The sequence below is a fragment of the Bosea sp. BIWAKO-01 genome (assembly GCF_001748145.1).
Taxonomy (GTDB): domain Bacteria; phylum Pseudomonadota; class Alphaproteobacteria; order Rhizobiales; family Beijerinckiaceae; genus Allobosea.
In genome coordinates, this window is sequence record NZ_BCQA01000002.1 from 388553 (window position 1) to 402395 (window position 13843).

A 13843-nucleotide genomic window follows, 5' to 3' on the forward strand; every position below is an offset into this window, starting at 1 on the left:
GGGGTCGTCTACTCGCCATTTCAGAAGTGGAACAAGGCGGAAAATCAACCAACTGAGTGACCTTTATTGGCTATGCGGCCGTGCTATCCGATGTCGCTTCAAGCACGCGATAGACGGATGCGCGGCCAATGCCGAGGCGGCGGGCGATTTCGGTTGCGCCGACGCCTTCGGCAGCGAGCGCCTGAACCTGCGCTGTGTCGATGGAGGGCTTGCGACCCTTGTAGACACCCTCGGCCTTCGCTTTGCCAATGCCCGTAGGGCCATCGGACGAGCCTAGCGCAGCATGAGGGCGATGTGAGCAGTTGCGCAGAACGTGAATCGGTTTCGTCGGTTTTGCTCCTTTAGCGCAATGCAGTCGTAGCCCGCTCGACCTCTGCCCGATAGGTGGCGCAGAACTGCGTCGGGCCGGCTGCCCACTCGGCCAGCACCCCGTCTCGCGCAGCCTCCATCGCGCTTCGCGGGATGGTTGGGATCTGCTGCTTCGCCATCGCGAGAACTTCGGTGGGCAGTGATGTGCACTTGTCGTGATAGGCCGTGACAAGCGCGACGCCGCGCGCGGGCCACTGGTCGTTCGCTGCGGCGGGCGACATCGCGTTCGCCGCGAGGGCCGTCGCCAGCTGGGACGGGATCAGTTTCATCGTGCTTGCTCCGGCGATGAAGGGGGCGCTTGGATTCAGTCGATGCGGATGCTGCCGCGCGCGATCAATTTGCCGAGGGCCTCGTACCGGTTGTCCTCGCAAAATTCCCGCATCACGAAATTGCTGTCCCATTTCTGGGCGCAGTGGTCCTGCGGCAACGGCGCGATGTCGGCGGCGCTGAACTCGCCCGCGAAGGCATGGCTGGCGAGGAACGTGAACGCTGCGGTGACGAATAGACGTTCCATGCGTTCACTCCACGTTTGAAGGCCGGGATTGGCGTTTCGTGCTGCGGGTCGCATCCCGCAGAAGAAAAGGGTCCGCGGGCGACGGCGGTCGGCCTTCTCAAGCTGGATCACGTCGGCGCGTGCAGCTTCGCGGTGACTGCCACCGCGTTCCGGCTTGCCGCCTCAACGCCCTCAGCAGGGTCGCTGCTGAACCGGACGAGCTGCGTCGTCGGCGCTACAAGCGAGGCGGCGGACGGCGACCAGCCCAAGCGCGAGGGTGGCGACGGCGCACGACCAGATGGCGAGGACCATGAGCATTACTCTTTTTTGGGGTACCTCTGCCTAACATGCGTCGGCCATGGCGGGCTTGTTGGTTCAAGCCATGCCCTTGCGTATCGCTGCCATTCGTGGCGCTTCCTGCCGATGCTGCGCGTCCATGCGGTCGAGTGGCGCGACGGGATGCCTTCCGCGAGCCCGCCACCGATGGCGTGACGCGGCTGCGTGATGCCTGCCCACGTCGCCGTGAAGCTGGCGGCGGTCGAGGTCAAGGCATGGAGGGGCGCGGCTGGGCAGGCATGGCACGGCGAGGTCGGGCACTGCGGGGCATGGTCTGGCGGGCACGGCTCACGGCGATCCGCTAATCGGCTCAGTGACGATCGGGGCTTCGTTCCCCGGCCCTCACGCCTTTCCCCATCCTCAAGATGTCACTGCCGCCTGCCGTGACAGGACGACGGTTGGAAGAATCACGTTCATCACTTCAGATCGGTTCGATCTGAAGTGATGATGATCTAGAGTTTTCAGGCCGCGGCGCTGGCGAGAGTGCCCGCGGGCGCATCGCGCAGATTGAGAATGCGCCGCGCATTATCGTAGAATAGCTTTTGCTTGTCGGTCGGCGACAGCTCCAACGCTTCGAGCAGGCGCAACGTCTCGGACGGCATCCAGCATGGATAATCCGTGCCGTACATCACGTTGTCGATTCCGTAATATTCGATGGCGAACTTCATGCCGAGGCTGTGGGGCGACACCGTGTCGGTGAACATCCGTTTGATATAGGTGCTTGGCGGATGCGGCAGTCCGACGCGTGCGCCGTTCTTGTCCATCCGTCCCGACTGGTAGGGCAGCGCACCGCCCGTATGCGACATCACGATCTTCAGCGTCGGATGGCGCTCCATAATGCCCGAGAAAATCAGGCGCGCAGCAGCGACGCTGACCTCCATGACGCGGCCAAGGGTCAGGTGCAGCGCGCCTCCGTAACCTTCCAGAACATCTTGGAACACAGCATCCGTTGGATGGATGAACATGGGAACGCCGAGCTCAGCGACGCGTGCATAGAAGGGCTCCAGACGTTCCGCATCGATGCGCGGATCGTTGCCGACGCTTCCGGGAATATTGACGCCCATCAGGCCGAGCCGGCCGACCGCGTCGTCCAGCACCTCGATTGCGACTGATGTATCCGTCAGCGGCACGGCCGCGCTGGCCCAAAGCCGCCCCGGATACCGACGCTGCGCGGCACTCATTTCTTCGTTCCAGAACAGCGCGTGATCGCGCCCTTCCTCAAGCGGAAGATCGGAGAAATGGATCGACAGGGGCCCGATCGAGCAGACTACGTCCACGCGATGGCCCAAGCCGTCCATGTAGGCGAACTGTCGCTCGAGATCGAACCATTCAGGCTCGAGATTGAGGAGGCCAGTGGCGTTCTCTTTGCGCCGATAGTCATAGCCGCCATCGGCATTGCGCGTCACGCGGGGATAGACGCATCGCTTTGCGAGCATTTCGAAGAACGAGCGTGGCCAGTAATGAAAGTGCGAATCTATGATGTGCATTCTTGCATTCCGATCCAAACCGCACCTTCTGGGGGAGTGCTACCGCGATAATGGGCCGCAGCGTAGGCCGGCGCAACGGAGGTTTCAATGCAACCGCGGTCACGCAAACTGCGGTCTGCCTCGGCCCGCAGTAGATGCCTCGCATGAGCCTGCCGACTGATCTGCGCCCGTCGAGCGGTCCGGTCTGAATGTTAGCGGACGGCCACGGCGCCAACGCACGCGGCCTAGCTGGCTTGAATTGCGCAGCCGCCTGCGCGCTCGTGGCAGGCACGAGGACCTCAGGGAGCCAGCGGCTCGCGTCGCCGCGCCGACCTGAGCACCCGACAGACCCGCCGCTCCGATACCTTCAGGACGAACCGGTCATGCTCAATGCAGCCGCTGCGACGCGCTGGGCTCAGTGATTTCCTGAGGCCGCAGGATCACCTTGTCGAGCGTCAGATCTGCGAAAGCACGGCGAAGCCGGGCGTTCTCGGCCTCGCGCTCCTTCCTACGCTTCACCTGATCCATCTTCAGGCCGCCGAACTCCTGGCGCCAGCCGATAGTAGCTCACCTCCGTCGCGCCGATCGAAGGGATCGCATCGGCAACGGACTGGCCCTGCTAGACCGGCACATCGAACCGCCACAGTTTCGCGACGATCTCTTTGGGCTTGTGGCGCTTCTTCGGCATTGCGGTCCTCCAGATCTACCTCAAGACATACTTCAGGGTGGACCAGTTCAATGGGGGGATCAGCCACGAGCGCAGCAGTCACATTGAGTTTAGAGGACAAATCGCCCACCCATTCGAGCGGCGCTACTCGCTCCATCCCAGCTCGATTAGCAGCGTGGTCGGACGGCCCCGTCAATTTGTATGGACGGGGAGCCGCCATTTCGGGATGCCGCGATGGGCCGGGTTCAATCCGTCAGTCGGATGGACCTTTCGCGGCAAAGATCGACACCTTCGTTGTCGCTCTCCACCTCGTCGCCGAATTTGGCGAGGACAGAATAACTGCAGCCCGCCGGCTTGTTCAGCTTGAGCGCGATGCTCTTGCCAGGGGCGAGCGGCTTGGTGAGCTTTGCGATTAGTCGCGGCTGCTCGCCAGGCGTGGCGATCTCAAGTGAAACTACCGGCACCGTCCGTCCATTTGTCACCTTCACTTGAACGGGTGGCTTTGCCGTTTGAGCAGTCGCAGTTGCGAAGCAGATCGATACCGTGAAGCCGAGCAGGCCGGCAGCCGAGATGGCGGACTGAATTGTCATGATCGTATCGTTCCCCCAATTGCGAGCTTGTTACCGCCCGCACTGAATTTCCGGCTATTGCTTACACGAAAGAGGCTGCTGTCCTCCTGAACAGCAGCTTCCTTCCGCAAAGCGGCGTTCCCCCCGAGATTGTTATTAGCCCTGTGCTCTCTCTCGGCTGGTGGCACGATCCCACACACATCCTTTGGCCGACAGTAATACTTTGTATTACGTCCAATCGATCTTCGTCATAACGATCCGCAACTTCTGCGCGCGTCGTGCGGTGTGGCGGCTCAATTAGAGCTTGAGTAAATTCTCGGGATCTCCATTTCCGAGCGGAGCCCGAGCCGCTTCGCACGGATCAACTTGGTCGCGAACGCGAGGGGGATGTAGTTTTCACCTCGCCCCCCAGTTCCTGACCGGCATCATCGGAACCTTTGGCCACGATGGCTGTGTGTCCGGCCGCGGGCGAAACCAGTTGGCAATGCGATATCGAGATGTTTCATCTGATCTTTGCTACATCTTCCGCACTCACAGCATCGAGTGCTTCGCTTGCATCCGCCTGTTGCTGAGCGAGTATGTTCCATCGATTGATCTGGTCTTGGCTGGCGAACAAAGTTTGACCGTTCAACACTATCTTACCATGCTCGGAAGCCAGGAAACCGACAACGTTCGCCACTGCTCCGTAGACAGCGGCTTTTGCGTCAAGCAGCTTGTGGGCATGTATGCGTTCCTGAGCCTGCCGCTCATCAAGTTCCTTCAAGAAGCTGTTTGTGAGCGCGTTGTCCCTCGTCATGCGGCCTTGTGCATGACTAACGGCCTCCCGTTCTTCCGAGAGTAGCGTGTCAAACTCGGCCTTGGCCTTGCGCGCATTCGACTCGGCTTTGATGAGGAGATCGCGATAGCTCTCAAGGTCTTCTTGTGTCGCAGTTTCGATGTCCGGCTCGGTCTCAAGGCCGGCGGGTTCAATTCCCCTGAATAGTTTGGCTGCGATCTGCTGGGCTTCAACAGCCTTTTGTTGCACCATCGCAGCAAGTTGCAAGACGTCGTTCGAAGGTGCCGTCCGGGAGGGACGCTGAATATCGGGGTAGGTTTGGACCGCGGGCAATGCCTTGGCGGCATATCTAGATTCTGTAGCGATAACTATCTTGTTGGCGTGGCTTGAAAGGAACACTGCTGAAGCGAGGAAGAGCCCTACGCCTATATAGAAGCCGCCTAAGGGGCGACGTAAGGCATAAGCACCGATTTGGCAGATTAACAATATGACGATGGCATTTGCGACTATACGGCCCGTGACGCCATCGCGATCGTCATAGAGAACCACGGTTACGGTCAAAATGGCGGACACGAATACAGCAATCGCGACGCGCGTGACGCATCTTGTCCTCATTGCTCCCCCCAGTTCCACTTAGGTCGCACTGATCTCCCTAGGGCGAATAGTAACACTCTGCGATGCAATCTAAAAGCGTTGCCGGCTCACGTCGGCGATCTGCGTCGACCGTTGATTCAGAAGGCAACGATTTGATTTCCGCTGCTCACCGATTGGGGCGAAGGCCTCATCAGTGGCCTCGGGAGCCATATGCGTCGCGGAGTCCTATCGCATTGCCGGTCAAGCGCGTCGGAACGCGCTGGGTTAGGCCGGGCCTGGTCGCCACATCGAATTCCGGCTGGACCGCAGATCAAAGCTCAGGCATCGCTACGCCTCGACCAGCGCGCGCACCTCATTTTGCGCAGGCGGGTAGCCCGTCGACACGTAGGCTTCGCCGGCGTTCGCTTCGCTGCCGCGCGGTATCGCCTTGTTCATGAGAGCGGCCTCGAACTACGAGACTGGGGCGAGATAACTTGCGGCCTTTTCAACTCTCCTGTTGAGGAATTCGTGGTCGCTGCAAGAATTCCCCAGGAGATTCCCGGTTTTTGTCGATTTGGGCTATTGTTGTTGTCTATACCTCTCGGCCCTTTGCGTAGTCGGCTAGTGGTGCGTTATGTCTTCTACAAACGTGACCGGCACATCGCACCCTGTGCACTGGGGCTTGGCCGCAAAGCTGTTTGCGACCCTCGTTCTGCTCGGCACGGTCGCCGTGCTGCTCACCGGCGTGCTTGGTTATTTCCACGCTCGCGACGCCCTCAAAAAGGCAGTCTTCGACCAACTCACTGCCGCCCGTGTGACCAAGACACGCCAAGTCGAAGCCCACTTTCGTACAATGCAGGCCGAGTTGCGCCTCCTTGCCAGCTCCAAAATGGTCGTCGATGCTACGCGCGAGTTCAGGATCGCAGTCGACCAGCTCGACCGGGGCGGCAACTCACCCGAATTGCGCCAGAGGGTGAGTGACTGGTACGCAGAGAACTTCATCCCCCTCGTCACGCATATCCTGGGCAAGGAACCAGCTCTGGCGGATTACCTGCCCGTTGGCGCTGCTCCTACCTATCTGCAATACCATTACATCGTCGCCAATCCGAATCCGGCAGATCGGCGCAAGCTTCTCGATGACGCCGACGACGGAAGTGACTACAGCAGGCTGCACGGCGTTTATCATCCCTTGATGCGCGCCGCAGCGGTGACGGTCGGCTTCTTCGACTTCATGGTGGCCGACCCCAAGACAGGTCGCCTGATCTACACTGTCACGAAGGCGGTGGATTTCACCACGTCTCTCCACTTCGGCCCCTATCGCCGCTCAAACGCCGCCGCTGCCGTCGCGCGCTGCGCGCTGACCCCCGACCAGTCCTCGATCTGTCTGGAGGATTTCGCTGCCTACGCTCCTTCCGGCGGCGCACCAGTTGCCTTCATGGGAGCACCTGTGATCGATCGGGGCGCCGTCATTGGCGTGCTGATCGCGCAATTATCGAACGAGGAGGTCGACAACGTCGTCACAGGCGGTCGCCATTGGCGGGATGAAGGTTTCGGCGATACGGGCGAGGCCTACCTCGTCGGGCCCGATTACCTGGCGCGCTCGGCTCCGCGGGCATTCTACGAGAACCGTCAGGACTACTTCGCAGAGCTCAAGTCCGTTGGCACCTCGGACGAGGAAATCGCTGCCATTCAGCGTTACGGAACGCCAGTACTGCACCAGCGCATCGACACCAAGGCAACTCGGGCTGGGCTCGCCGGTGTCGAGGGTACGGGCGAGATCATCGGCTATCGTGGCGTGCCGACGCTCGCCTCATGGGGACCGCTTGCAATTTCCGGCGTCGAGTGGGCCCTCGTCGCCAAGATCGACAGCGCCGAGGCCTTTGCGCCGATCGACCAGTTGCGCCGGGATCTCCTGGTGGTTGGAGGGTTGGCGCTGCTGGTCGTGGCAGCCACCGCTGCGTGGCTTTCTCGGGCGCTGTTTGAACCATTGCGCGAACTCACTGCGGGAGTGAAACGCTTCGCTGCCGGCGATTACGAGGCCAGCGTGCCGGTTCGCACAGGGGACGAGATCGGCCAGCTCTGCTCAGCCTTCAACGGCATGGTCGAAGAGTTGCGCCAAAAGAATGTCGTGATCCAGAACAAGAATCGCGAGAATGAGGAACTGTTGCTGAATGTGCTGCCGGCGCCGATCGCCAACCGGCTGCGCAGTGGCGAAGAGGGGATCGCCGACGGCTTTGCGGAGGTCACGGTTGCATTCGCTGACCTGGTCGGATTCACCGCGTTGACGTCGGATATGCCGCCGCACGATGTCGTGACGATGCTCAACGAGCTTTTCACGCGCTTCGACGCCGCCGCCAGCGATCTCGGCATCGAGAAGATCAAGACGGTCGGCGACGCCTACATGGCGGTGTGCGGTCTGCCGGTGCCTGTGGCCAACCACGCCGAGCGCATGGTGCGCATGGCCATTCGCATGATCCACATCACCCGCGAGCACGCCATGGAACACAACGCTTCGCTGAAGCTCCGGGTGGGCATCAACACAGGCCCGGTCGTGGCCGGCGTCATCGGGAAGAGCAAGTACATCTACGACTTGTGGGGCGATACCGTTAATCTCGCAAGCCGGATGGAAACGGGCGCCATTCCGGATTCGATCCAGGTTACCCGCGCGGTCTACGACCAACTCAAGGGGCTGTTCGTCTTCGAACCGCGTGGTGCGATCGAAGTCAAAGGCAAAGGGAAGGTCGAGGCGTGGCTCCTGCGATGGTAGAGCCGTGGGCATCATCCCCGATGTTCCACGCAAAGATTGGCGGAGGGATATTCCGCCGAAATTGATCTGCAAGTATTTGAAATTACATTTGAAAACCCGATGCAATGTTTCGCATCCCAGCATTTGCCCAACGCAGATGACATTCCGAGCCGATCGCGCCGTCTCTCGAACCTTCGAGCTTGCCCAGCTGCCGTATGTTCCGCCCGTACCAGGTCCCCAGATCGGCTCCCCAGGCGTTGGCGAGTTCAGCGGACGTCAGGTCCTCCGGCCTTCTCGGCTTGAGAGCCTACATACCCCGGAGCCAGCGCTCCCGATGCTTCGGCGGAGGAGCTCGCCGGCCGCGCCCGCCCAAAAGTGAAACGCCGCAGCTGCTGGCGATCGACTTTGCCGGAGCGCCATCATTGGTAATCGCAGCAAAGATGCCAATCCACGGACTATCCACGATGTGCGGTGGCCGCGCGGGCTGGTTCCGCGCCCTCGCGGCACCGATACCTAATCGTCAAATCAGCGATCCGCTTGCCGAATCATGCATAGGCGGTTGAGCCGTCCGGGCGGCGTGGGACCTTCCGCTCCCAGTGGACGTAGTTGTCCTTTGCCAGGACATCCATGTCCATCTCGACGCCCCAGCCGGGGCGATCGGGCCGCAATTCGAGATAGCCGTCCTTCGGCAGATACGGATCCTTGACATACCAGGCCCCCTGCGAGCGATCCGGCCGGGTATTGGCATCGCCTCTGCCGTCACCGAAGGCGTAGTTGGGACCATGCGGGAGCCGGTACTCAAGAATTCGGAAATTCGGCTGCGCCGCCGAGAAATGCAAGTTCACCGCGGTGGCTAGGGGTCCCATCGGGTTGTGGGGAGCGATGGTCACGTAATGCGCTTCGGCAATGGCGGCGATCTTCCGCATCTCCAGCAACCCGCCCACGACGCAGATATCCGGCTGGATGATGTCACAGCCTTTGACCGATAGCAGCCGCAGGAACTCGAACCGGCTGTAGAGCGACTCGCCGGTCGCAAGCGTGCAGTTCAGCCCGCGTTTGAGCTCGCCCCAGGCCTCAAAATTCTCGGGCCGGAGGGGCTCCTCGAAGAACAGCGGATCATAGGGGGCGAGCGCGTTGCCAAGCTGCATCGCCTGCCCGACTTCGAAAATCTTGGCATGGGCGTCGAAGGCGATCTCGAAGTCCGAGCGCACAGTCTCGCGCAGGCTGCGGAAATATTCGGCGCTGGTGCGCACGACCTCGCCCCAGCGATGCGCATGCATGTCGATCCGGTAGGGGCTGAGCTTGAACGCCGTCAGACCCCATTCCGCGTTCAGCGCGTTGAGCTGGTCGCGCGCGATGGCCGGGTCCGGCGCGGTGTAGACGCCGGCATAGACGCGGACTCGGTCGCGGACATTGCCGCCAAGCAGCATGTAGACGGGAACGCCGAGCGCCTTGGCCGAGATATCCCAGAGGCAATGGTCGATGGCCGAGATCGCTGCCAGCCCGAGCGCTCCCGGCGGGAAGCGGCTCTGCTGGAGCAGGTAGAGGATCAGGTATTCGATCCGTCGCGGGTCTTGCCCGCGGATAAACTCGAACAGGTAGTCGAGCAGCGGCAGCAATGCCTTGTCGGGCCCGTGATTGTAGCACTCGCCCCAGCCGGTCAGTCCGTCATCGGTGTCGATGGCGACGACGACGCGGGGACGATCTTTGTCGCGCGACATATAGGCTCGCAGGCGCTCGATCTTCATAGGCTCAGCCCTTGAAATAGGTGCCGCGCTTCCAGCGCGTCTGAACGTAGACATGTTCGCGAAAAGTGCCTTCGGCATAGGAGCCGGCTCCCTCCGTGACAGGGATCGACACGTTCATCTCGCTCGGCCATTGCGCGACGAAATCCTCGTCGATCTCGACGCCGAGGCCGGGACGGTCGGGTACGTCGATATATCCGTCGCGCGAGAGCGGGTGCGGTATCACGGTCTTGGCGCGGCCGTCCCAGTCATCCTCGATGCGTTCGAGGACGAGGCCGTTCGGGCAGCTTGCAAGGAGGTGCAGCGCGGCATATTCCGCGACCGGCCCGAGCGAGCCGGAATGCGGCGCCAGCATAATGTGATGCGCTTCCGCCATCGCCGCGATCTTCTTCATCTGAGTAATGCCGCCGGCGCGGCCTGTATCGGGCTGGACCACGTCGATCAGGTCGCGTTCGATCAGCTCGCGTTCACCGAAGATCGTCGCCATGCGCTCGCCAGCTGCCAGCGTCACCGCGGAATGGTCGCGAATGCGGCGGTAGCCGTCGAGGTTGTCGGGCGCGATGGGATCCTCGACCCACATCATCTTGAAGGGTTCGAGGGCGCGGCAGACCTGCGTCGCATCGGCCGGGGTCAGCCAGGGCGGGCCATGCAGGTCGATGGCGATGTCCATCTCCTCACCGACCGCTTCGCGCAGCGCCGCGACCTTCCTGACGGGATCGGAGACGCCGCCGCATTTGATCGCGGTGACGCCGCGCTGCTTCAGCGACAATGCGGTCTCCGGGGTATTCGCGTGGCCATAGATGCGGATCTTGTCGCGCAGTTTGCCACCGAGCAGGTTCCAGACTGGCGTGTTCAGCGCCTTGCCCTTGATGTCCCAGAGCGCCATGTCGATGCCGGTCATCGCGCCGGCGCCGACCACGCCGGTCATGCCGTGGCCCATGATCGCGACCTGCATCTTCTGCCACAGGCGCTCGATATGCGTCGGATCCTCGCCAACCAGCAGCGATTTCAGGTCCTCGACCGCCGTCCTGATGACGCGCGGCCAGCCCGAGCATTCGCCGATGCCTACAATGCCTTCGTCAGTGACAACCTTGACAAACAGCCAGTTGCGGCTGCCCGTGAGGTTCTTCGAGAATTGCTGCGCGCCGAACGATCCATCCGACGCCCAGCTCTTGAGGCTGGGCGCACCCGCATGCATCAGGAAGGTCCTGATATCGACGATCTTCATGGCGATGCCCCGGGGGTTCAACTAGCCGACATAGCGATGCCGGCGATGGATGCTGCGGGCCCTGGGATCGGGCCGCGGAATGGCCGAGAGCAGCGCCTGAGTATAGGCATGCGTTGGCGCGTTGCAGACCTGATCGGCCGGTCCGGTCTCGACCACCTTGCCGCGATACATCACCGCGACTCGGTCGCACATGTAGCGGATCACGCCGATATCGTGGCTGATGAAGACGTAGGACAGGCCGAGCCTGTCCTGCAGGTTCATCATCAGATCGAGCATCTGCGAGCGCAGCGACACGTCGAGCGCCGAGGTCGCCTCATCGGCGACGATGACACGGGGATTGAGCGCGATGGCGCGGGCGATGCCGATGCGCTGGCGCTGGCCGCCGGAGAAGGCGTGCGGATAGCGCTCCCGCCAGGACGGCTCCAGGCCGACCTGCCGCAACAGCTCGGCGACACGGTCGTCGAGCTCCCGGCCTTCCGCGATCTTGTTGACGAGCAGCGGCTCGCCGACGATCTGGGCCACCGTCATGCGCGGGTTGAGCGAACCGACCGGGTCCTGGAAGATCATCCGGATCTCGCGCCGGCAGGCCTTCAGCGTCACCTTGTCGGCCTTGAGCAGGTCGACGACCTCGCCATCGGCGCGGCGATAGTCGATCGTTCCGGCCTGCGGCTCGTAGACCCGGAGCAGGCAGCGCCCCATCGTCGTCTTGCCCGAGCCGGATTCGCCGACGATGCCGAGAGTCTCGCCCGGCCTGACCTCCAGCGAGACATCGTCGACGGCCCTGAGCGGGGCCTTCGGCGAGCCGAAATACATTCCGAGGTTCCTGACCTGCAGGACTGGCGCGGCTTCCTCGGCGATCGGCGGGCGCTTGAGCCGGATTTCGGCCTTCTGCTCCAGCTTGAGCACGGAGCCGATCAGCATGCGAGTGTAGGCATCCTGCGGTGCATGGAAAATTGAGTCGACCGGGCCGCTCTCCATGACCTTGCCGTGGTGCATCACCAGCACGTCGTCCGCGATCTCGGCGACTACGCCCATATCATGGGTGATGAACATCACCGCCATGCCGTGCTGCGTCTGCAGCCGCCTGATCAGATCCAGGATCTCGGCTTGCGTGGTGACGTCCAGCGCAGTCGTCGGCTCGTCGGCGATGAGCAGCGAGGGATTGCAGGCAAGCGCCATCGCGATCATCACGCGTTGGCGCATGCCACCCGAGAACTCGAACGTGTAGCGGTCCACCGCGGCATCGGGCTTGGGGATCTCGACCTGCTTCAGCAATTCGATGCAGCGCGCGCGGGCCTCCTTCTTGCCCATGTTCAGGTGGAGCTGCAGCACTTCCATGATCTGGTCGCCGACCGTGTGGACCGGGGACAGCGAAGACATCGGCTCCTGGAAAATCATCGCGATCTCTCGGCCACGCACGGAGCGGATCTCGCGCCCGCGCGGATTGAGCTTCGCGAGGTCGACCGAGGTTCCGTCGGGGCGATGCAGAACCATCGAACCCGAGACGATATGTCCGGGCGCATCGACGATCTGCAGGATCGAGCGCGCGGTCACGCTCTTGCCGGAACCGCTTTCCCCGACGATGCAGAGCGTCTTGCCGCGCCGCAGGGTGAAGGATACCCCGTCGACGGCCCTGACGACCCCGCCCCGCACGGGAAAATGCGTCACGAGATCGGTGACTTCGAGGATGGCCGGGGCCGGTGCAGCTGCCCGGGCCTCCGGGGCAATGGCGAGATCGACCAGGCTCATTTGTTGTACGGATCGGCGGCGTCGCGCAATCCGTCTCCCAGGAAGTTGAGGGCGATCACGGCGATCACCACCGCGACGCCGGGCGCGAACAGCCAGGGGGCGGTCGCGATCGAGCGGATGTTCTGGGCCTCGCGCAGCAGCACCCCCCAGGAGATGGTCGGCGGCTGCAGGCCGAGGCCCAGGAAGCTGAGCGCGGTCTCGGCGAGGATCATCGCGGGGATCGCCAGCGAGATCGACGCGATGATGTGGCTGGCGAAGCTCGGCAGCATGTGGCGGAAGATCACCCGTCCTTCCGAAGCGCCGTCGAGCCGCGCCGCGGTGACGAATTCTTCGGTGCGCAGGCTCAGGAACCGGCCTCTCACCACCCGGGCCAGTTGCGCCCATCCGGTCAGCGAGAGGATCAGCGTGATCATGAAGTAATTGAGCGTCGCCGGCCAATCCTGCGGCAGGGCCGCCGAGAGTGCGAGCCAGATCGGGATGCTGGGCAATGACAGCACGAATTCGATGACGCGCTGCACCGCGAAATCGATCCGCCCGCCGTAATAGCCGGAGATGCCGCCGAGCAGGATCCCGATGGTGAGGGAGAGCAGGACGCCGACCAGGCCGACCGAGAGGGAGATCTGGGTGCCCTGGATGATGCGGCTGAAGACGCAGCGGCCGAGGCGGTCCGTCCCGAGCAGGAAGATCGGCTGGGCCTTGTTCTCCGAGGCGATCAGGTGGGTGGTCGTGCTGAACAGGCCGAACAGCCTGTACTCATAGCCCGCGCCGAAGAACCGGACATAGCTCTTGCGGGTCTTGTCTTCGCTATAGATCGCCGAGAGCGTCTGCGGATCGCGCTTGAAAACGGAGGGATGGATGAAGGGGCGGAACGTCCAACTCCCATCCTTCGCCCTGTCGATGAAATGGATCACCTGCGGCGGATGAAAGGCAGCCCGCGCATTCTGCAGCGACGGGTCGTTGATGGCGAAGAAGCCGGGCGCGATGGCGATGATGTAGAGGAACACCGTGACGACCAGCCCGGCCATGGCGAGGTGGTGGCGCTTGAACGCCCACCAGACGAGCTGCCATTGCGAGGCGACGGCCAGCCGCTTGCTGTCGACGGATGAGAGGGCAGCGTCGGTCATTGT

10 protein-coding genes and 2 pseudogenes are annotated in these 13843 nt (G+C 62.4%); 1 reads left to right on the plus strand and 11 read right to left on the minus strand.

Annotation, left to right across the window (positions count from 1 at the left end; all coding sequences use genetic code 11):
- Positions 1-70 precede the first annotated feature (70 nt).
- From BIWAKO_RS34690 to BIWAKO_RS33600, 7 genes and pseudogenes are all read right to left on the minus strand, one after another.
- Positions 71-253, minus strand: a pseudogene (locus BIWAKO_RS34690) (helix-turn-helix domain-containing protein); the annotation flags it as partial.
- A gap of 88 nt (positions 254-341) precedes the next feature.
- Positions 342-638 (minus strand): hypothetical protein, encoded by a 297-nt coding sequence (locus tag BIWAKO_RS36275; RefSeq protein ID WP_069883277.1) that lies wholly within the window; start codon positions 636-638, stop codon positions 342-344.
- A 35-nt stretch (positions 639-673) separates the two neighbouring features.
- The gene (locus tag BIWAKO_RS33575; protein ID WP_141740464.1) at positions 674-994 is read right to left on the minus strand and encodes a hypothetical protein; all 321 of its coding nucleotides are present in this window, start codon (positions 992-994) and stop codon (positions 674-676) included.
- A gap of 665 nt (positions 995-1659) precedes the next feature.
- Positions 1660-2703, minus strand: a complete 1044-nt coding sequence (locus BIWAKO_RS33585; protein ID WP_141740465.1) for an amidohydrolase family protein — start codon at positions 2701-2703, stop codon at positions 1660-1662.
- Positions 2704-2975: 272 nt separating this feature from the next.
- Positions 2976-3352 (minus strand): annotated as a pseudogene (locus tag BIWAKO_RS37025) (transposase); the annotation flags it as partial.
- 224 nt (positions 3353-3576) lie between these two features.
- Entirely contained in the window at positions 3577-3921 is a 345-nt protein-coding gene (locus BIWAKO_RS33595; protein WP_069883281.1) for a hypothetical protein, read from the minus strand.
- A 481-nt stretch (positions 3922-4402) separates the two neighbouring features.
- Positions 4403-5308: a hypothetical protein gene (locus BIWAKO_RS33600; RefSeq protein WP_141740466.1), complete on the minus strand. Its 906-nt coding sequence runs from the start codon at positions 5306-5308 to the stop codon at positions 4403-4405.
- Between the two features lie 622 nt (positions 5309-5930).
- On the opposite strand from BIWAKO_RS33600, the gene BIWAKO_RS33605 reads away from it, so the two are divergent.
- Positions 5931-8015, plus strand: coding sequence for an adenylate/guanylate cyclase domain-containing protein (locus BIWAKO_RS33605; protein ID WP_069883283.1), 2085 nt, complete (start codon positions 5931-5933; stop codon positions 8013-8015).
- A 524-nt stretch (positions 8016-8539) separates the two neighbouring features.
- On the opposite strand, the gene BIWAKO_RS33610 is transcribed toward BIWAKO_RS33605, so the two are convergent.
- From BIWAKO_RS33610 to BIWAKO_RS33625, 4 genes are read right to left on the minus strand one after another with little or no spacing between them, the layout of a single operon-like run.
- Entirely contained in the window at positions 8540-9742 is a 1203-nt protein-coding gene (locus BIWAKO_RS33610) for a mandelate racemase/muconate lactonizing enzyme family protein (protein WP_069883284.1), read from the minus strand.
- Positions 9743-9746: 4 nt separating this feature from the next.
- On the minus strand, positions 9747-10967 hold the full coding sequence (locus BIWAKO_RS33615; RefSeq protein WP_069883285.1) for a mandelate racemase/muconate lactonizing enzyme family protein: 1221 nt from the start codon (positions 10965-10967) through the stop codon (positions 9747-9749).
- Positions 10968-10988: 21 nt separating this feature from the next.
- A complete protein-coding gene (locus BIWAKO_RS33620; protein ID WP_069883286.1) occupies positions 10989-12716 on the minus strand; it encodes an ABC transporter ATP-binding protein in 1728 nt (575 codons plus the stop codon).
- A complete protein-coding gene (locus BIWAKO_RS33625; protein ID WP_069883287.1) occupies positions 12713-13840 on the minus strand; it encodes an ABC transporter permease in 1128 nt (375 codons plus the stop codon). The genes BIWAKO_RS33620 and BIWAKO_RS33625 overlap by 4 nt, the downstream gene beginning before the upstream one ends.
- Between the last annotated feature and the right edge of the window lie 3 nt (positions 13841-13843).